Origin of the sequence: Haemophilus parainfluenzae (genome assembly GCF_014931375.1) — a bacterium.
In the GTDB taxonomy this organism is placed as follows: domain Bacteria; phylum Pseudomonadota; class Gammaproteobacteria; order Enterobacterales; family Pasteurellaceae; genus Haemophilus_D.
The window spans coordinates 1788800-1806593 of sequence record NZ_CP063117.1; the positions used below are offsets into that span (position 1 = coordinate 1788800).

A 17794-nucleotide genomic window follows, 5' to 3' on the forward strand; every position below is an offset into this window, starting at 1 on the left:
TGTATTACTCATGTTCAACAACTTCTACTTCAACAAAAGGTGAAGGTTGATTGGTGAGTTTGCTCAAAAGGTTTCCAAGGGTTGAACGCATTTCTGAACGTTTCACAATCATATCAATCGCCCCTTTCTCGAGTAAGAATTCACTACGTTGGAAGCCTTCTGGTAATTTTTCACGTACGGTTTGTTCAATAACACGTGGGCCTGCAAAACCGATTAATGCTTTTGGTTCAGCAATGTTCACATCACCTAGCATCGCAAAACTTGCAGATACACCACCTAATGTCGGATCCGTTAATACGGAAATAAACGGCACACCTTTTTCACGCATTTTTGCTAATACTGCACTAGTTTTTGCCATTTGCATTAAGGAGAAAAGTGCTTCTTGCATACGTGCACCACCACTTGCAGAGAAACAAACAAACGGACAATTTAATTCCATTGCTTTTTCTGCTGCTTTCACAAATTTTGCACCCACAACCGATCCCATTGAGCCACCCATGAAGCTAAAGTTTGAAGCAGCAACAACAATCGGCATATTGTAAAGTGTACCTGTCATTGTGATTAACGCATCTTTTTCGCCCGTTTCTTTTTGAGCTGCAGAAATACGATCTTTATATTTTTTTAAATCTTTAAATTTAAGAATATCTTTTGGTTCTAAATCAGCCGATAATTCTTGGCTTGACCCTTCATCTAACAAGGCTAAAAGGCGCTCACGAGCATCAATACGCATATGATGACCGCACTTTGGACAAACATACAAATTACGTTTTACTTCTTCACCGTAAAGAACTTGTTCACAAGAGGTACATTTTGTCCAAACCCCTTCTGGTACGTTAGCTTTACGTGATGCAGAGGAAGAGGTTCCTTTGCTAAAAATTCTATCAATCCAGCTCATTTTTTACCTTTTTTATTAACTAGAAAAGTTTGCGTATTTAATCATAATTTAGCGAAATTTGCTAGTCAGATGAGATTATCTTCTAAAAACAACGGTCCTAAATTTTTCTGTGGAATCGCAAATTTTTCAGGGTAAATGACATTGACTAAATATAAGCCTTCGGGTTTCGCTGTTGGAGCCGCTAATTTGCGATCTTTTTGCTCTAACAACCATTTTATCCACTCAACAGGTTGATTGCTGGCACCAACTTCAATCAGGCTTCCCACAATGTTGCGTACCATATGATGTACAAAGGCATTGGCTTGAATATCCACAATAATGTACTGCCCTTTTCGCACCACATTTAAATGATGCACATTTCGCCAAGGCGTATTCGATTGACATTGTGCCGCACGGAAAGAAGAAAAATCATTTTCGCCCAATAAAAACTGCCCAGCTTGGTGCATTTTCTTTTCGTCTAAATCTAAATGGCAATGGGTAATTCCTTCCGGCAAAATGGCTGAACGCAATTTATTACAATACAAAATATAACGATAGCGACGCGCGGTTGCCGAAAAACGGGCATGAAATTCATCATCCACCACTTTTGCCCAACTCACTGAAATATCATCAGGCAAATTCGCATTGGTCCCAAATGCCCATGCTTTTTCAGGCCGAACCGCGGTAGTCTCAAAATGCACAACTTGTCCTGTGCCATGTACTCCAGAGTCTGTTCTGCCCGCACAAAACACTTCAATTTTTTCATTTGCCACGAAAGATAACGCTTTTTCTAATTCTTCTTGTACGCTACGCACTTTCTCTTGTCGCTGCCAGCCACAATACTGTTTTCCGTTATATTCAATGCCTAAGGCTATCTTCATTGGAAAATACTCCTAAAATGATTTCAAATTTGACCGCACTTTGCCCAAAAAGAAAAAACACCAATAACTCATCATTATTGGTGTTCTTATCACAAGCTAAAAATTAAGCACGTTTGAAGTCAATGTGAACCAATTTTGGTTTGAATGGGTGACGTTGCATTGCTTGAACTTTCACTGCAACTTCTTTACCTTCAACCACTAAAGTGATTACATCGCTATAGAAAGAATCGTGAGCTTGTGCGTTGTTTAATTCATCGTGATTTAAGATGATTGAAACAGGTGCTTCGCTGCCACCATAAATGATTGCAGGGATTTGACCGTTGTGACGCAGGCGGCGGCTCGCACCCTTACCTTGCGCTTGACGAACTTCAGCGTTAAATTTAAATGCCATTTTAATGTTCTCTTGATTAAAAGTTTAAAATAAAAAATTGCAGGCGACCCAGCAATTTTCCTAAATTTGCTCAAAGACAAACTTTGAGAGCGACGGATTATAAAATATTCAGCCCCACAATGCAAATTTACACAGCAATTTTTTTCTAGGCTTTTCAAGGCAAAGCGATTAAAATAAGCCCCAATTTTTAATTAATTTTAACTAACTGATTGTAAGTGGGTTTCAAATGGAATTTCTTATCAGCTTTTTTACCGATTACGGTTATTGGGCGGTGCTATTTGTTCTTATTATTTGTGGTTTTGGTATACCTATTCCAGAAGATATCACACTTGTATCCGGCGGTGTAATCGCTGGCCTCTATCCTGAAAGCGTCAATTCCCACTTAATGTTAGTCGTGAGTATGATTGGCGTACTTGCCGGCGATTCAACCATGTACTGGCTTGGTCGCATTTACGGAACGCGTATTTTACGTTTCCGCCCAATGCGTAAAATCATCACATTAGAACGCCTCAAAATGGTGCGTGAAAAATTTGCCCAATACGGCAACCGTGTTTTATTTGTGGCTCGTTTCCTTCCAGGATTACGCGCACCAATTTATATGGTTTCAGGCATCACCCGCCGTGTCAGCTACACTCGCTTTGTATTCATTGATTTCTGTGCCGCGATTATTTCTGTGCCAATTTGGGTTTACCTTGGCGAATTTGGTGCGAAAAACTTAGATTGGTTACACGAGCAAATTAAAAAAGGCCAACTCGTGATTTATATCCTGATCGGTGTTTTAGCTCTGTACCTATTTTGGAAATGGAAAAAAGCGAAGAAACAGGCTAAATAATTTCCTATAAAGTGCGGTCAAAATTTTATAAATTTTCGTCAATAAAAAAACGCTTAATAATTTTATTAAGCGTTTTTTGTTTCTCTAAACGATTCTATTAACCTCTCACAAATACCTTGTCTATCTTTTAATATATTTTTCTGAGTTAATTATTATGAAAATCATTGTCAAAGGAACTTCCAAAATCACTATTAAAAGGACTTCCTAAATCATGAAAAGATGTATCAATAGAGCTATTAAAATCTGTTCCGATAGGATTACCTAATACATCTACACCACCGTAAGAAGGGAGTCCTGTAGCTGGATTTATTTCAATAGTATCCAGTAATTCATTTTTTTGATCACCCACCAATTCTACTTCATTTTTGTGGTTAAATTCATCAAAACTCTTGGCCTCAGAGGGATAGTGAATAAATGGATTAGATACTGTTTCTTCTGATTCACTTAATATATTTTTAAAAAAATCATAAAATTTTTTTATCACATTATTCTCCTCGTATATCCTATAGTAGTATTTTTTACGATTATTCGTATGTTCATCTATCTCATAATCATTACTTGATTTGAATCAGATTTTATCATGGGAGTCGCTTTTAAGGCTCTCTTTATTAACAACTAAACTCAAATAATCAAATTTCTTCCCTTCAAATACCGTTCCACCGTATCCACAATCGCTTGTGTTTGCGGATCGATTTCAATATTCACTAAATCGCTAATTTGTCGTTTACCGATAAGTGTTCGGTGTAAGGTTTCAGGAATTAAATTCACGCAGAATTCATCGTCTTTCACTTCACCAATAGTAAGACTGATGCCGTCAATCGCAATAAATCCTTTTGTTAGAATATATTTCATCACGTCTTTATTGGGCAATTTAAACCAAACCTGACGATTGTTTTCGCTTTCGATAATTTGTGAAACGCTTGCTGTACAATAAACGTGACCAGATAAAATATGCCCGCCAATTTCAGCCCCCATTTGCATTGCGCGTTCGATATTGACAAAATCCCCTGCTTTTAAACTGCCGAGATTCGTGATGCGCAAGGTTTCCTGCATTAAGTCAAAGCTCACAAGATCATCATGAATGTCAGTCACGGTTAAGCATACACCGTTATTCGCTACTGATGCGCCGATTTCTAAGCCTTTTCGCATTTCAGCTGGTAATTTTACGATCTGTGTTCTAAAATTATCACTGTCTTTAATTTCATGAATTTGGGCGATGCCCTGTACAATACCCGTAAACATTATTATTCCTTTATTAAAAATTTTTCCAATATTATAGCAAAATTTATGAATTCTCGTCTTTTTTCTCAATACCGTATTGATATTCAAAAACTTATCCGAATTGCGACACCTATCGGGCTTGCTCAGTTAGCTCAAACAGGCATGGGCACCGTGGATGTGATTATGGCAGGACGTGTGAGCTCGGCTGATGTCGGTGGTGTCGGTATTGGTGCCTCCATTTGGCTACCTTTGGTACTTTTCGGGCAAGGATTATTACTCGCCTTGCCACCAACAATTTCCTATTTAAATGGATCTGGACAACGCCATCGCATTGCTCATCAAGTAAGACAAGGCCTTTGGATTTCATTTTTAGTGATGATTCCCCTAGCACTCATCATCTATCATAATGATTTCATATTACAGTTTATGAATATGGATGCCCACATGGCTGATGTGACGATGAACTATTTGCGTGCGATGGTGTGGGGCTTGCCTGCCTATTTATTGCTGATTAATTTCCGCTGTTTGAATGATGGCATTGCCAAAACAAAACCTGCCATGGTGATTACCTTCATGGGGTTAATGCTAAACATTCCGCTGAATTATATGTTTATTTACGGCAAATTTGGTGCGCCTGCATTAGGCGGTGTCGGTTGTGGTGTAGCAACGGCTATTGTCAACTGGGCAATGGCAATCTTGATGATTACCTATTCTGCCAAAAACTATAATGAACGTAGTTTGAAAGTCTTTGAAAAGATTATTGAAAAGCCAGATATCAAAACGCTGAAAAAATTGACCGCACTTGGCTTGCCTATTGCTATTGCGCTGTGCAGTGAAGTCTCACTGTTTGCCTTAAGTAGTTTATTACTTTCCCCATTAGGTGCAGATGTGGTCGCCAGCCACCAAATTGCCTTAAACACCAGTGCCGTAGCCTTTATGTTCCCCATGTCTATTGCCATGGCGGCAACCATTTTAGTGGCGCAAGAACTGGGTAACCATGCACCACAAAAAGCCAAAATCATGGCTCACGCGGCTATTATTCTTGGCTTGATTGCGGCAAGTGTATTGGCGTTGGTGATTTGGATATTTAGTGCAGAAATCGCTGCATTAATTGTCGGCGATAATGCCACCGTTATTGCTCTATCTGGCAGCTTATTAGCGATGGCTGCGATTTATCAATTTTCAGATTCAGTACAAGTCGTCGTGAGCGGTATTTTACGTGGCTATAAAGACACTAAAATTATTCTCTACATCACATTACTTGCCTATTGGGGCGTAGGTATCCCTGTTGGTTATATTCTTTCCCGCACGGATTGGATTGTTCCAAGCATCGGCGCAAGAGGTTTCTGGGTTGCCTTTATCATTGCATTAACCATTGCTGCGGCTTTACTCTTTATGCGTATGCGAAAAATCCAATCACAACCTGATGAAACCATTATTCAACAGTTAGAAAGATTGAAGTAGTTAAAGTAAAAAGTGCGGTCAAAATTGACCGCACTTTTGTCTTCTATCTATTTAAATACTTTAGCAAATCCCAGTAATACATTTCGGTCATAGTCATAAAATTCATATTTATCTAAAAGTACATCATTCCAACAATAATTTTTCTTATCTGTGCTTTTAATAAAATAATGACCAGGTTTAGCTATAAGAAATGATGAGAAATCCTCAGAAAAAATAACGAACTCACCACTATAGTATGAGATTAATGACCCTACACATTTTTTAAAAAATCTATTGTTTGAACGTGATTTCATAGCAATAGGTGGGATGTTTTCATTTTTTATATGATTTAAATCATCATAACTAAAGACTACAGGAATAGCGTACAAACAATCGAATTCTTTAAGGAATCCAGATATATATAAATCAGTTCTACACTCATCGGAATAATCATCATCTAGAAACTCTATAAATTTATACTTCCTAAAATTGTCATAATTATACTCTTCTTTATCAAAGTTAATTAAGTACTTATAGTTATTGAATACTTTTTCTATCTCATCTTCAGAAAATAAAATATCATTTTTATCTAATGTTTTTTTATAATCTTCATACCAAGAGTTACTCGCCATATAATGCCTCAAAATTCGCCATTCTATATCAATTAGATTAAGTACTTATTTAATTTATTATTCGGATTACTTACAACGTGACACACTAAGAAGTGTGTCCCATCAAAATTTGATAACATAAAAAGTGCGGTCGAATTTAACCGCACTTTTGTCTTTTACATCACCACCACATCAAACTGTTCTTGGTTGTAGTACTGCTCGGTTTTAACTTGAACTTGTTTGCTAATGAACATTTCTATCTCTGGCAATAAACCGTGCGATTCTTCTTTGATTAAGTAATCTGCCACGGCTGGAGAGGCATAAACCACAAATTGTTCACTCGAGAATAAGTGGTTAACACGAATGATCTCTCGCATAATTTCGTAACATACTGTTTCGACGGTTTTCACACGTCCACGACCTTGACAAGTTGGGCATTCATCACACAATACATGCTCTAAACTTTCGCGAGTACGTTTACGCGTCATTTCCACTAGGCCAAGTTGAGTAAAGCCATTTACATTGGTTTTTACGCGATCTTTCGATAGAGCCTCTTCCAAGGATTCAATCACGCGATTGCGATGCTCATCGGTTTGCATATCAATAAAATCAATAATGATAATACCGCCTAAATTACGTAGTTGTAGCTGCTGAGCAATAGCTTTAGTGGCTTCAATATTGGTGTTAAAAATGGTTTCATCTAAATTTCGATGACCAACGAATGCTCCCGTATTGATATCAATGGTCGTCATGGCTTCGGTTTGCTCAATAATGAGATAGCCGCCTGATTTTAAATTCACGCGTTTCTCTAAGGCATTTTGAATACCACGTTCTACGCCATAAATATCAAAAATCGGCTGACTGCCCGTATAAAGCATTAATTTTTCACTCAATTCAGGCATAAATTCATCGGTAAATTCTTTCACTTCGTTAAAACAAAGTTTGGAATCGATATGAATTTTCTCTAAATTGGCGCCGATAAAATCACGTAAAATACGCTGTGGTAATGCAGGCTCGCCATAAATTTTAGAACGGGTTGGATATTTGCCTTTACGCTCAAGCACTTTACGCCATAAACGTTTTAAAAATTCTGCATCTTGATGCAATTCTTCTTCTGTTGCACCTTCGGTAGCAGTACGAATAATAAAGCCGCCTAACTCATCACAAAAAGGCTCAACTAACGCTTTTAGTCTTGCGCGTTCTTCTTCGCTTTCAATACGTTGCGAGACACCAACATGGCTATTTTCTGGCATAAAGACGAGATAACGAGAAGGTAATGTAATATCGGTAGTTAATCTTGCACCTTTAGTGCCCAAAGGATCTTTTACCACTTGGACTACGATATCCTGCCCTTCGCGTACGAGTTCAGAAATGCTTTTTGCTCGGAATTGCTTTTGCTCGTTCACATCCACACATTCGGTATGTGAAACAATATCGGAAGCGTGTAAAAATGCGGCTTTTTCTAAACCGATATCCACAAATGCGGACTGCATTCCCGGTAAAACACGGGTTACTCGTCCTTTATAGATATTCCCCACGATGCCACGTTTGGCTTGACGTTCAATATGAACTTCTTTTAAAACGCCCGTTTCCACCAACGCAACGCGAGTTTCATTGGGCGTAACATTCATTAATAATTCAACAGAATCCATTTTTTCGACCTTAGTTTTAATGGTATAAGTCTATCGAAAAGGAAAATAGAATAATAGACCCAAATAAGGTAAAATATGACCTTTCTCAAATTTTCATGACTTTTTTTGAGGTACTTAATGTTTGGTTTAGACCCAACACTTATTACTTTTAGTATTTATATTTTCGGCATGATTTTAATCGGTGTCCTTGCCTATTATTATACAAACAACTTATCCGATTACATTTTAGGTGGCCGTAAACTCGGAAGTTTTGTGACAGCCATGTCTGCTGGCGCATCTGATATGTCAGGCTGGCTATTAATGGGCTTGCCTGGTGCAGTATATGTATCTGGTTTAGTAGAAGGTTGGATCGCCATTGGTTTAATCTTCGGGGCTTATTTTAACTGGTTACTCGTGGCTGGTCGTTTACGGATTTATACCGAATTTAACAACAATGCGCTCACATTACCAGAATATTTCCACCATCGCTTTGGCACATCACATAATCTCTTAAAAATTGTGTCTGCAACAATCATCCTGGTATTCTTCACTATTTATTGTGGTTCTGGTGTGGTTGCAGGGGCGAAATTATTCCAAAACCTATTCTCTGTCGACTACTCCACCGCCATTTGGTACGGTGCATTAGCAACGATTATTTATACTTTTATCGGTGGTTTTTTAGCCGTAAGTTGGACAGATACCATTCAAGCTACATTGATGATTTTTGCACTGATTTTAACGCCGCTCTTCATCTGTTTAAGTTTGGGTGATACATCACAATTTACAGAAGTGCTACATCAAGCTGAAATCTCAGCGAATAAAGACTTTACCGATTTATTTAGTTCTACCACGCCATTAGGTTTATTAAGTTTGGCGGCTTGGGGATTAGGTTATTTTGGTCAACCGCATATTCTTGCGCGTTTTATGGCCGCTTACTCGGTGAAATCTCTCATTAAAGCACGCCGCATCAGTATGACATGGATGGTGATTTGCCTCGCCGGTGCGATTGGTATCGGTTTCTTCGGGATTCCTTATTTCTTTGCTAACCCCAATGTGGCTGGCTTGGTAAATAATGAACCAGAACAAGTCTTTATTGAATTGGCTAAATTGCTCTTTAATCCATGGATTGCTGGTATTCTACTTTCTGCGATTTTAGCAGCAGTAATGAGCACACTTTCTGCACAATTATTAATTTCTTCAAGCTCTATTACTGAAGATTTTTATAAAGGGTTTATTCGCCCAAAAGCCGCTGAAAAAGAATTAGTTTGGTTAGGTCGTGCAATGGTTTTAGTTATTGCCGCTATCGCCATTTGGATTGCGCAAGATGAAAACAGCAAAGTACTAAAACTCGTTGAATTTGCCTGGGCTGGGTTTGGTTCTGCATTTGGTCCTGTGGTGCTTTTCTCCTTATTCTGGAAACGCATGACTTCATCAGCGGCGATGGCTGGCATGGTTGTCGGCGCAGTTGTCGTATTTGCTTGGAAATCCGTCATTCCTAAAACCAGTGAGTGGTTTAATGTTTATGAAATGATCCCTGGATTTGCTCTCGCTAGCCTAGCAATTATTGTGGTTTCTCTTCTGTCTGGAGAACCGGAAAATGAAGTTAAAGAAACCTTTGAGAAAGCCGAAAAAGCTTATAAGGAAGCAAAATAATGATTGATTTTCGTCCTTTTTATCAGCAAATTGCCACCACCAATTTATCTGCTTGGCTAGAAACGTTGCCTTTGCAGTTAAAAGAATGGGAAAAACAAACCCATGGTGATTATGCCAAATGGTCAAAAATCGTGGATTTTCTCCCTGATTTGCAGGCAGATATTATTGATTTAAAAAATGCCGTGAAATCTGACCGCACTTCCCCACTTTCAGAGGGTGAAAAACAACGCATTATCCACCATTTAAAGCAATTGATGCCATGGCGAAAAGGACCTTATCATTTATTTGATATTCATGTAGATTGCGAATGGCGTTCTGATTTCAAATGGGATCGTGTTTTGCCTCATCTTGCACCATTAAAAGATCGTACCATTTTAGATGTGGGCTGCGGTAGCGGTTACCATATGTGGCGAATGGTTGGTGAAGGTGCAAAAATGGTGGTGGGTATTGATCCAACCGAACTTTTCCTTTGCCAATTTGAGGCCGTTCGAAAATTATTAAATAATGATCGACGAGCTAACTTAATCCCATTAGGCATTGAAGAAATGCAATCACTTGCGGCATTTGATACGGTATTCTCAATGGGTGTGCTTTATCATCGTAAATCACCGCTCGATCACCTCACTCAACTAAAAAATCAATTAGTAAAAGGTGGCGAGCTCGTCTTAGAAACCTTAGTGGTTGATGGCGATGTGAATACGGTATTAGTGCCTTCAGATCGCTATGCCAAAATGAAAAACGTATATTTTATTCCTTCTGTTGCTGCACTCATCAATTGGTTGGAAAAAGTCGGCTTTACTAATGTGCGTTGTGTGGATGTCGCCACCACAACATTAGAAGAACAGCGTAAAACGGATTGGTTAGAAAATGAAAGTTTGATTGATTTCTTAGATCCAAATAATCACAGTAAAACTATCGAAGGCTATCAAGCACCAACTCGTGCAGTGATTTTAGCCAATAAATAATTGCTTAAATAAAAGAGCGGTCAAAAAATTCAATGTTTTTTTGACCGCTCTTTGCTTTTCTATTTTAATTATTTTAATGCAATATGCACCGTAATCTCTTCTCGATCGTGATACAAATGCTTAGCCTGAATATCAAATTCCAGTTCTTTTTCTGCCAACATCACTGCAAGATTTTCTAGGCACAACATCACTTCTTGATAACGTTTTTTCATTGGCAATTTCAAGTTGAAAATGGTTTCTCGGCACCAGCCGTTAATCAGCCATTTTCCGATTAAATTGGCTATGCGGCTTGGTTGTTCCACCATATCACACACAAGCCAATCAATATGCTTGCGTTTTGGTGGTTGGAATTTAAATCCGTCTTCTGGGCAATGTTCTATTCTACCGGTATCATGCAAACTGGCCGCCATTTTGCCGTGATCGACCGCATACACAAATAAACCACGTTTCACTAATTGATAGGTCCAGCCGCCAGGGCAAGCTCCAAGATCAACGCCAACCATATTTTCATTTAAGCGTTTACTTTCTTCATTTCGAGGAATAAAGGTTAAAATCGCTTCTTCCAATTTTAAAGTTGAACGGCTTGGCGCATCCGCTGGGAATTTCAAACGTGGTATCCCCATAAAATGGGTAGAGTTATTGCCAAGATAAGAATACCCTACATAGCAGCAATTCGGCTGAGTGAAAAAACAATGTAAAATCTGACCGCGCTTTGCATTCGGCTTACCTTGTAACCAACCTTGTTTTTTCAACGCTTGACGTAACGGCACGGTGAATTTTCGGCAAAATGTCGAAAGCTCTTTGGCTTCATTGGTATCTGCTGTTTCGACAAATAACTCTACCGCTTGCTTAAGATTAATGTCTTCTGCAATATGTTTATATTGAGCAAGAATTGGCGAGATACGATCTTGAGGATCGAGATTTTCTAAGAGATCTGAAACAACGAGCATTTGACGCGCAAAAATCAAACGATTAAAAGGGATTTCTCGCGCTAAACGATCTGCATCACCCGGTTGATAACATTCAAAAATGACATAGCCGCTGTTTTCTACTACGCGAGCAAAACCAAATACACCACGCTCAGAGGCTCGGTCAGTAATTTCTGCGGCGACTTCTTTTTCAAAGCCAATTCGACAATATAAGGCTAATTTATTCATGTTTTCCTAATTTAATTGAATCTTTAATCCATTTTCTAAAGGCTTGAATTTGTTCATCATCTAAACGATCTAAATGATTGACCACATAGAATGATTTTGGATCCCGCAATTCGGTTGGTAACACAATTTGCAAATGACCGTTTTCAATTTCTTGCTGAGCCAAAATACGATTAGCTAACGCAATACCCTGCCCATGAACGGCCGCTTGCAATGCCATAAAAGTATGGCTAAATAACGGACCTTGCTGAATATTCAAATCATCTAATTTGAGATAATCCGCCATCGCTTGCCAGTTATCTCGAGTATGCGTATGAATCAGCGTATGCTTTTTCAAATCATCAGGGCAACGCACCGGCGTTTTCTCAAGCAATGAAGGTGCAGCTAAAATCACGAGATTTTCTTCGCCTAAACGATCAACCTGTAAGTTCTCCCAATCGCCTTTGCCATAATAAATGGCAATATCAATTTCTTTATTCAATAAACCTTCATCTTGATCCACGCCCTTCAAGCGCACTTCAATTTCAGGGTGTTGTTTATTAAAATCACTCAAATGAGGCACAAGCCATTGAATACCAAAGGTTTGTGGTACGCTAATTGCCAAATGTGGCTCAGCTTTAAGCGTTAATAAACGTTCAGTCGCTTCATTTAATTTTCGTAACACTTTGTTAATATCAACAAAGTAGGCTTTCCCAAATTCAGTCAATTCGAGCGAACGATTTTTTCGAATAAAAAGCTCAACACCTAAAAAATCTTCTAATAATTTTATTTGATGGCTCACTGCGGCTTGTGTCACAAAAAGTTCATCTGCCGCTTTTGTGAAGCTTAAATGTCGTGCAGCAGACTCGAAAGACTTTAATGAATTCAAGGGAGGCAAACGTTTATACATGATTCTTCCCAACAGCTAAATTTTAGTTTATAATAATAAAAGTTCAATTCGGATTAGTTTTTTTTATGCGTCAAATAAAAAAACATCACTTGTCCTTCCATCACCTTCTACCTACAATACACCCATACTTAATGATTGGTAATTCCTTACAAGTTAATGAGTTTCAGACTTAAGTATGATGTTGTGTTTGCATATAGTTCGGTTCTCCGAGCTGGAGTAACAATTAAGTTACTCATTTACTTCCTATATATATTAAACCATTCTGGTTAAGCGCTGCTCGTTTCGAGCGGCGTTTTTTTATTCTTAGCATTCTAACATAAGCAAAATTTTATTTCCTGACCAACTTCACAAATTTGAAAATCCAATAAAAATTTTGAGAAATCACAATATTTTTGTGTTTAAAGGTTTTCATAGTTATCGTAATGGTGTAGATTAACTGCATTTCCATTCATAAAATTATTTATACAAATTAAGGAAGCAAAATGAAAGACTTAGACTGGAACAATCTTGGATTTAGTTATATCAAAACAGATTACCGATTCATCGCACATTGGAAAGATGGTAAATGGGATGAAGGTAAACTCACCACCGATAATATGCTACATATCCACGAAGGTTCAACTGCAATTCACTACGGTCAACAATGCTTTGAAGGCTTAAAAGCCTATCGTTGTAAAGACGGTTCAATCAACTTATTCCGTCCTGATCAAAATGCAAAACGCATGCAACACACCTCTGATCGCTTATTAATGCCACAAGTGCCAACAGAATTATTTATCCGTGCTTGTAAAGAAGTGGTGAAAGCAAACCAAGAATGGTTAGGTCCTTACGGATCTGGCGCAACATTATATTTACGTCCATTCCTCTTTGGTACAGGCGCGAATATCGGTGTAAAAACCGCACCTGAATTTATTTTCTCTGTATTCTGCTGCCCTGTTGGCGCTTATTTCAAAGGTGGTTTAGCACCATCTAACGTCATTACGACTGATTACGACCGTGCTGCCCCTATGGGTACAGGTGGCGTAAAAGTGGGTGGTAACTATGCTGCAAGCTTACTTCCACATGAATTAGCGGCAGAGGCTAGCACATCAGAGCGTAAATTTGCAGATGCGATCTATCTCGATCCAAAAACACATACTAAAATTGAAGAAGTGGGTGCAGCAAACTTCTTTGGTATCACTAAAGATAATAAATTTATCACTCCTGCATCTGAATCCATTTTACCAAGTATCACCAAATACTCCTTACTTTACATTGCAAAAGAGCGTTTAGGTATGGAAGCTATCGAAGGTGATGTGTATATCGATCAACTTGATCAATTTGCAGAAGCGGGGGCTTGTGGTACTGCCGCAGTGATTACGCCAGTAGGCGGTATTCAACACAAAGGCAAATTCCACGTGTTCTATTCAGAAACTGAAGTAGGTCCTGTCACACGTAAACTTTACAACGAATTAACGGGTATCCAATTCGGTGATGTTGAAGCACCTGAAGGCTGGATTGTAAAAGTAGAATAATCTCTTCCTTTCCATCAAAAAGTGAGACTCACGTAATTCAAGGACTAAGTTCTGTCATCTACAGGCTTGGTCCTTTTAGTTTTACACGCTGAGATATCCCTTATTAATAATATTTTTCTCACACAAAATATCTTCAAAATTGACCGCACATTTCCCCCTTTTATTGTGTGCCTATATTTCAAATTATGATCTTCATCACAGTTTTATTTGAATAGATCGATTAGAATAAAATCGTCCATTTTTTCAAATAAATAAGGAAGAAAAATGATGACTCCCTCAGAGCTTATAGGCGAAGGAATTAACCTGATGTTTTCAGGGATGGGTTTTGTGTTGGTCTTTTTGCTCATTTTAATTTGGGCAATTGGAGTGATGTCTAAACTTATCAATCGATTCTTTCCTGAACCACAACCCGAACCCAAAACTTCCCCAAATTCAACCGCACTTTCTGCGACACCAACTGACGATTTTGAGCGTTTACGTCCTGTGATTGCAGCGGCTATCGCACACCATCGCCGTACCCAACAGTTCAAATAACATAAGGATTTTACTATGACTAAAAAAATTAAAATGACAGAACTGGTGCTTCGTGATGCCCACCAATCACTTTTCGCAACTCGCTTGCGTCTTGATGATATGTTACCAATTGCCCATGAATTAGACGATATTGGCTATTGGTCATTGGAAGCTTGGGGCGGTGCAACATTTGATAGCTGTATTCGCTTCTTGGGTGAAGATCCATGGGTACGTTTGCGTGAATTGAAAAAAGCCTGCCCAAAAACCCCATTACAAATGTTATTACGTGGTCAGAACCTATTAGGCTATCGTCACTATGCTGATGACGTGGTAGAACGTTTCGTAGAACGTTGTGTAGCGAATGGTATGGATGTTTTCCGCGTATTCGATGCGCTCAATGACCCGCGTAATATGAAAGCAGCGTTGCAAGCAGTACGTAAATTTGGTGGTCATGCTCAAGGGACATTAAGTTACACAACCAGCCCTGTTCATACCATGCAAACCTGGCTCGACACCACAGAACAATTACTTGAAATCGGTATCGACAGTTTGGTCATCAAAGACATGTCAGGTATTTTAAACCCAATGGCGGCTGCAGACTTAGTACGCGAAATCAAAAAACGTTTTGACGTTGAATTGCATTTACACTGCCACTCTACTACTGGTATGGCAGAAATGGCGCTATTAAAAGCGGTTGAAGCTGGTGTAGATGGTATTGATACGGCAATTTCTTCTATGTCAGGCACTTATGGTCACCCTGCAACTGAATCCCTAGTCGCCACCTTACAAGGTACTGAATATGACACCGGTTTGGATATTCCTCGCTTGGAAAAAATTGCTGCCTATTTCCGTAATGTGCGTAAAAAATATGCCAAATTTGAAGGCCAATTACGCGGTGTAGATAGCCGTATTTTAGTAGCACAAGTGCCAGGCGGCATGCTTACTAACTTGGAAAACCAACTAAAACAACAAAATGCGTCCGATAAATTAGATTTAGTGTTAGAAGAAATTCCACGCGTACGCAAAGACTTGGGCTACATTCCTCTTGTTACACCAACCTCTCAAATTGTTGGTACACAATCGGTCATTAACGTACTTACAGGCGAACGCTACAAAACTATCGCCAAAGAAACTGCTGGTATTTTAAAAGGTGAATACGGTAAAACGCCTGCACCAGTAGATAGTGCGTTGCAAGCTCGAGTATTAGAAGGCGCTGCGCCAGTAACTGACCGTCCAGCCGATCATATTGCGCCTGAAATGTCGAAAATTGAAGCTGAAGTTGCAGAACAAGCTAAAGCGAAAGGCGTGAAATTAGCAGACAATGCTGTGGATGATGCTTTAATCGTGGCGCTCTTCCCTCAAATTGCGTGGAAATTCTTAGAAAACCGCAACAACCCTGCCGCCTTTGAGCCAGCCCCTACCGGCAATGAAAGTGCGGTGGAAAATAAACCTGTTTCTAAAGCTGCACCAGCTGCTTCAGGCTCTGCTGTTTATACCGTGGAATTGGAAGGCAAAGCCTTTGTGGTGAAAGTAAGCGAAGGCGGTGACATCTCTCATGTCGCAACTACTGCTCCGCAAGCTGCGCCACAGGCAGCTCCTGCTCCCGCAACTAGTGGCACACCAGTAACGGCGCCGATGGCGGGCAATATTTGGAAAGTTGTTGCAACAGAAGGTCAAACCGTAGCAGCTGGCGATGTATTATTCATTCTCGAGGCCATGAAAATGGAAACTGAAGTGAAAGCCGCACAGGCTGGTACCGTACGTGGCATTTGCGTCAAAGCTGGTGATGCGGTAGCGGTGGGTGACACCGTGATGACCTTAGCATAAGGAATGGTCTATGGAGAGTATTATTGCGTTAATTAAAGGGATGGGCATATTCCACCTGCAATGGGGACAAGCAGTAATGATCGCTGTGAGCCTACTGTTGCTGTGGCTTGCCATCTCGCGCAAATTTGAACCTTTGCTGTTGCTACCAATTGGTTTCGGTGGATTATTGTCAAATATTCCTGAAGCGGGGCTAGCCATGACAGCATTGGAGAATTTGCTTCATCTCGGCTCACCGGAACAAATTGCGGTAATCGCTGCTCAGTTGGGTGTTTCACCCGATCTTGCTGCGATTAAAACAGCGCTAAATTCTGTGCCGATATCGATGATAAATCAATTAGAAACGTTATCTGTGGATATGGGTTATAGCGCCGGTATTTTGGCATTGTTCTATAAAGTGGCTATCGGTTATGGCATTGCGCCGTTAGTAATTTTCATGGGCGTAGGCGCAATGACAGACTTCGGTCCGTTATTGGCAAATCCGAAAACGTTGCTGCTTGGTGCGGCTGCTCAATTCGGTATTTTCGCGACCGTACTCGGTGCATTGGCATTGAACTATTTCGGCATTATCGAATTCACGCTCCCACAAGCAGCGTCCATCGGTATTATCGGTGGTGCAGACGGCCCGACTGCGATTTACCTCACCAGCAAACTCGCACCGGAATTGCTCGGAGCCATTGCTGTAGCGGCTTATTCCTACATGGCGTTAGTGCCATTAATTCAGCCACCGATTATGAAAGCATTAACCACCGAAGAAGAACGCAAGATCCGCATGACACAAATGCGTCATGTGAGCAATCGTGAAAAAGTCTTGTTCCCGGTTATTTTGCTGTTGCTCGTTGGTTTACTCCTACCGGATGCAGCCCCATTACTCGGGATGTTCTGTTTCGGTAATCTCATGCGCGTGAGTGGCGTCGTTGAACGTTTAAGCGACACCACACAAAACGCCTTGATTAATATCGTAACCATCGTGCTTGGCTTGTCAGTGGGATCTAAACTGATTGCGGATAAATTCTTGCAACCACAAACACTGGGTATTTTAATTCTTGGCGTGATTGCTTTCGGAATCGGTACGGGTAGCGGTGTATTAATGGCCAAATTGATGAACAAATTCAGCAAAAATAAAATCAACCCACTCATAGGTTCTGCCGGTGTATCTGCCGTGCCAATGGCGGCGCGCGTATCCAACAAAATCGGATTGGAAGCGGATAATCAAAACTTCCTACTCATGCACGCCATGGGACCGAATGTTGCCGGTGTAATTGGCTCGGCCATTGCCGCTGGGGTCATGTTAAAATATGTCGGCACGTTGATGTAATGTTAAACTGAAAAAACTAAATGAGGTTCATTAAATAACAAAAAGAGCGGTCAATTTGACCGCTCTTTTATTTATTACGA

17 protein-coding genes are annotated in these 17794 nt (G+C 39.8%); 8 read left to right on the plus strand and 9 right to left on the minus strand.

Annotated elements, in window-relative coordinates:
• Positions 1–4: 4 nt before the first annotated feature.
• The 3 genes from accD to rplY all read right to left on the minus strand — a co-directional run bounded on the left by accD (position 5) and on the right by rplY (position 2146).
• Complete coding sequence (accD, locus tag INP95_RS08650) at positions 5–895, minus strand: acetyl-CoA carboxylase, carboxyltransferase subunit beta (RefSeq protein WP_049372637.1); 891 nt, start codon at positions 893–895, stop codon at positions 5–7.
• Positions 896–960: 65 nt separating this feature from the next.
• Positions 961–1755 (minus strand): tRNA pseudouridine(38-40) synthase TruA, encoded by a 795-nt coding sequence (gene truA / locus INP95_RS08655; protein WP_197560534.1) that lies wholly within the window; start codon positions 1753–1755, stop codon positions 961–963.
• A 103-nt stretch (positions 1756–1858) separates the two neighbouring features.
• A complete protein-coding gene (rplY, locus tag INP95_RS08660; RefSeq protein ID WP_005698823.1) occupies positions 1859–2146 on the minus strand; it encodes a 50S ribosomal protein L25 in 288 nt (95 codons plus the stop codon).
• 226 nt (positions 2147–2372) lie between these two features.
• Here rplY and INP95_RS08665 point away from each other — a divergent pair, with 226 nt between their 5' ends.
• The gene (locus INP95_RS08665) at positions 2373–2978 is read left to right on the plus strand and encodes a DedA family protein (RefSeq protein WP_197560537.1); all 606 of its coding nucleotides are present in this window, start codon (positions 2373–2375) and stop codon (positions 2976–2978) included.
• Positions 2979–3123: 145 nt separating this feature from the next.
• Here the strand turns inward: INP95_RS08665 and INP95_RS08670 are convergent, their stop codons facing one another.
• Entirely contained in the window at positions 3124–3462 is a 339-nt protein-coding gene (locus INP95_RS08670) for a hypothetical protein (protein WP_197560539.1), read from the minus strand.
• Positions 3463–3599: 137 nt separating this feature from the next.
• Entirely contained in the window at positions 3600–4220 is a 621-nt protein-coding gene (locus INP95_RS08675) for a riboflavin synthase subunit alpha (protein ID WP_197560540.1), read from the minus strand.
• Positions 4221–4265: 45 nt separating this feature from the next.
• On the opposite strand from INP95_RS08675, the gene INP95_RS08680 reads away from it, so the two are divergent.
• Positions 4266–5663: an MATE family efflux transporter gene (locus INP95_RS08680; RefSeq protein WP_197560542.1), complete on the plus strand. Its 1398-nt coding sequence runs from the start codon at positions 4266–4268 to the stop codon at positions 5661–5663.
• Between the two features lie 47 nt (positions 5664–5710).
• On the opposite strand, the gene INP95_RS08685 is transcribed toward INP95_RS08680, so the two are convergent.
• On the minus strand, positions 5711–6274 hold the full coding sequence (locus tag INP95_RS08685; RefSeq protein ID WP_111316093.1) for a hypothetical protein: 564 nt from the start codon (positions 6272–6274) through the stop codon (positions 5711–5713).
• 155 nt (positions 6275–6429) lie between these two features.
• A complete protein-coding gene (gene rng, locus INP95_RS08690; protein ID WP_049373973.1) occupies positions 6430–7905 on the minus strand; it encodes a ribonuclease G in 1476 nt (491 codons plus the stop codon).
• Between the two features lie 117 nt (positions 7906–8022).
• On the opposite strand from rng, the gene putP reads away from it, so the two are divergent.
• Complete coding sequence (putP, locus tag INP95_RS08695) at positions 8023–9537, plus strand: sodium/proline symporter PutP (RefSeq protein ID WP_197560543.1); 1515 nt, start codon at positions 8023–8025, stop codon at positions 9535–9537.
• Complete coding sequence (cmoB, locus tag INP95_RS08700; protein WP_197560544.1) at positions 9537–10502, plus strand: tRNA 5-methoxyuridine(34)/uridine 5-oxyacetic acid(34) synthase CmoB; 966 nt, start codon at positions 9537–9539, stop codon at positions 10500–10502. The genes putP and cmoB overlap by 1 nt, the downstream gene beginning before the upstream one ends.
• A 68-nt stretch (positions 10503–10570) precedes the next feature.
• On the opposite strand, the gene rlmM is transcribed toward cmoB, so the two are convergent.
• The gene (gene rlmM, locus INP95_RS08705; RefSeq protein ID WP_065243526.1) at positions 10571–11659 is read right to left on the minus strand and encodes a 23S rRNA (cytidine(2498)-2'-O)-methyltransferase RlmM; all 1089 of its coding nucleotides are present in this window, start codon (positions 11657–11659) and stop codon (positions 10571–10573) included.
• The gene (gene gcvA / locus INP95_RS08710; RefSeq protein WP_197560545.1) at positions 11652–12545 is read right to left on the minus strand and encodes a transcriptional regulator GcvA; all 894 of its coding nucleotides are present in this window, start codon (positions 12543–12545) and stop codon (positions 11652–11654) included. The genes rlmM and gcvA overlap by 8 nt, the downstream gene beginning before the upstream one ends.
• Before the next feature lie 482 nt (positions 12546–13027).
• On the opposite strand from gcvA, the gene INP95_RS08715 reads away from it, so the two are divergent.
• The 4 genes from INP95_RS08715 to INP95_RS08730 all read left to right on the plus strand — a co-directional run bounded on the left by INP95_RS08715 (position 13028) and on the right by INP95_RS08730 (position 17714).
• On the plus strand, positions 13028–14059 hold the full coding sequence (locus INP95_RS08715) for a branched-chain amino acid aminotransferase (protein WP_197560546.1): 1032 nt from the start codon (positions 13028–13030) through the stop codon (positions 14057–14059).
• Positions 14060–14326: 267 nt separating this feature from the next.
• Positions 14327–14593, plus strand: coding sequence for an oxaloacetate decarboxylase subunit gamma (locus INP95_RS08720; protein WP_197561042.1), 267 nt, complete (start codon positions 14327–14329; stop codon positions 14591–14593).
• Positions 14594–14608: 15 nt separating this feature from the next.
• A complete protein-coding gene (gene oadA / locus INP95_RS08725; RefSeq protein ID WP_197560547.1) occupies positions 14609–16399 on the plus strand; it encodes a sodium-extruding oxaloacetate decarboxylase subunit alpha in 1791 nt (596 codons plus the stop codon).
• 10 nt (positions 16400–16409) lie between these two features.
• The gene (locus tag INP95_RS08730) at positions 16410–17714 is read left to right on the plus strand and encodes a sodium ion-translocating decarboxylase subunit beta (RefSeq protein ID WP_197560548.1); all 1305 of its coding nucleotides are present in this window, start codon (positions 16410–16412) and stop codon (positions 17712–17714) included.
• Positions 17715–17794: the final 80 nt, after the last annotated feature.

What these genes read in the sequence shown, in the direction of transcription:
- oadA (WP_197560547.1), top strand. Translation starts at nt 14,609, where the DNA reads ATGACTAAAAAAATTAAAATGACAGAACTGGTGCTTCGTGATGCCCAC.
- rng (WP_049373973.1), bottom strand. Translation starts at nt 7,905, where the DNA reads ATGGATTCTGTTGAATTATTAATGAATGTTACGCCCAATGAAACTCGC.
- accD (WP_049372637.1), bottom strand. Translation starts at nt 895, where the DNA reads ATGAGCTGGATTGATAGAATTTTTAGCAAAGGAACCTCTTCCTCTGCA.
- gcvA (WP_197560545.1), bottom strand. Translation starts at nt 12,545, where the DNA reads ATGTATAAACGTTTGCCTCCCTTGAATTCATTAAAGTCTTTCGAGTCT.
- INP95_RS08680 (WP_197560542.1), top strand. Translation starts at nt 4,266, where the DNA reads ATGAATTCTCGTCTTTTTTCTCAATACCGTATTGATATTCAAAAACTT.
- INP95_RS08720 (WP_197561042.1), top strand. Translation starts at nt 14,327, where the DNA reads ATGACTCCCTCAGAGCTTATAGGCGAAGGAATTAACCTGATGTTTTCA.
- INP95_RS08675 (WP_197560540.1), bottom strand. Translation starts at nt 4,220, where the DNA reads ATGTTTACGGGTATTGTACAGGGCATCGCCCAAATTCATGAAATTAAA.
- INP95_RS08685 (WP_111316093.1), bottom strand. Translation starts at nt 6,274, where the DNA reads ATGGCGAGTAACTCTTGGTATGAAGATTATAAAAAAACATTAGATAAA.
- truA (WP_197560534.1), bottom strand. Translation starts at nt 1,755, where the DNA reads ATGAAGATAGCCTTAGGCATTGAATATAACGGAAAACAGTATTGTGGC.
- INP95_RS08665 (WP_197560537.1), top strand. Translation starts at nt 2,373, where the DNA reads ATGGAATTTCTTATCAGCTTTTTTACCGATTACGGTTATTGGGCGGTG.
- putP (WP_197560543.1), top strand. Translation starts at nt 8,023, where the DNA reads ATGTTTGGTTTAGACCCAACACTTATTACTTTTAGTATTTATATTTTC.
- cmoB (WP_197560544.1), top strand. Translation starts at nt 9,537, where the DNA reads ATGATTGATTTTCGTCCTTTTTATCAGCAAATTGCCACCACCAATTTA.
- rplY (WP_005698823.1), bottom strand. Translation starts at nt 2,146, where the DNA reads ATGGCATTTAAATTTAACGCTGAAGTTCGTCAAGCGCAAGGTAAGGGT.
- INP95_RS08715 (WP_197560546.1), top strand. Translation starts at nt 13,028, where the DNA reads ATGAAAGACTTAGACTGGAACAATCTTGGATTTAGTTATATCAAAACA.
- INP95_RS08730 (WP_197560548.1), top strand. Translation starts at nt 16,410, where the DNA reads ATGGAGAGTATTATTGCGTTAATTAAAGGGATGGGCATATTCCACCTG.
- rlmM (WP_065243526.1), bottom strand. Translation starts at nt 11,659, where the DNA reads ATGAATAAATTAGCCTTATATTGTCGAATTGGCTTTGAAAAAGAAGTC.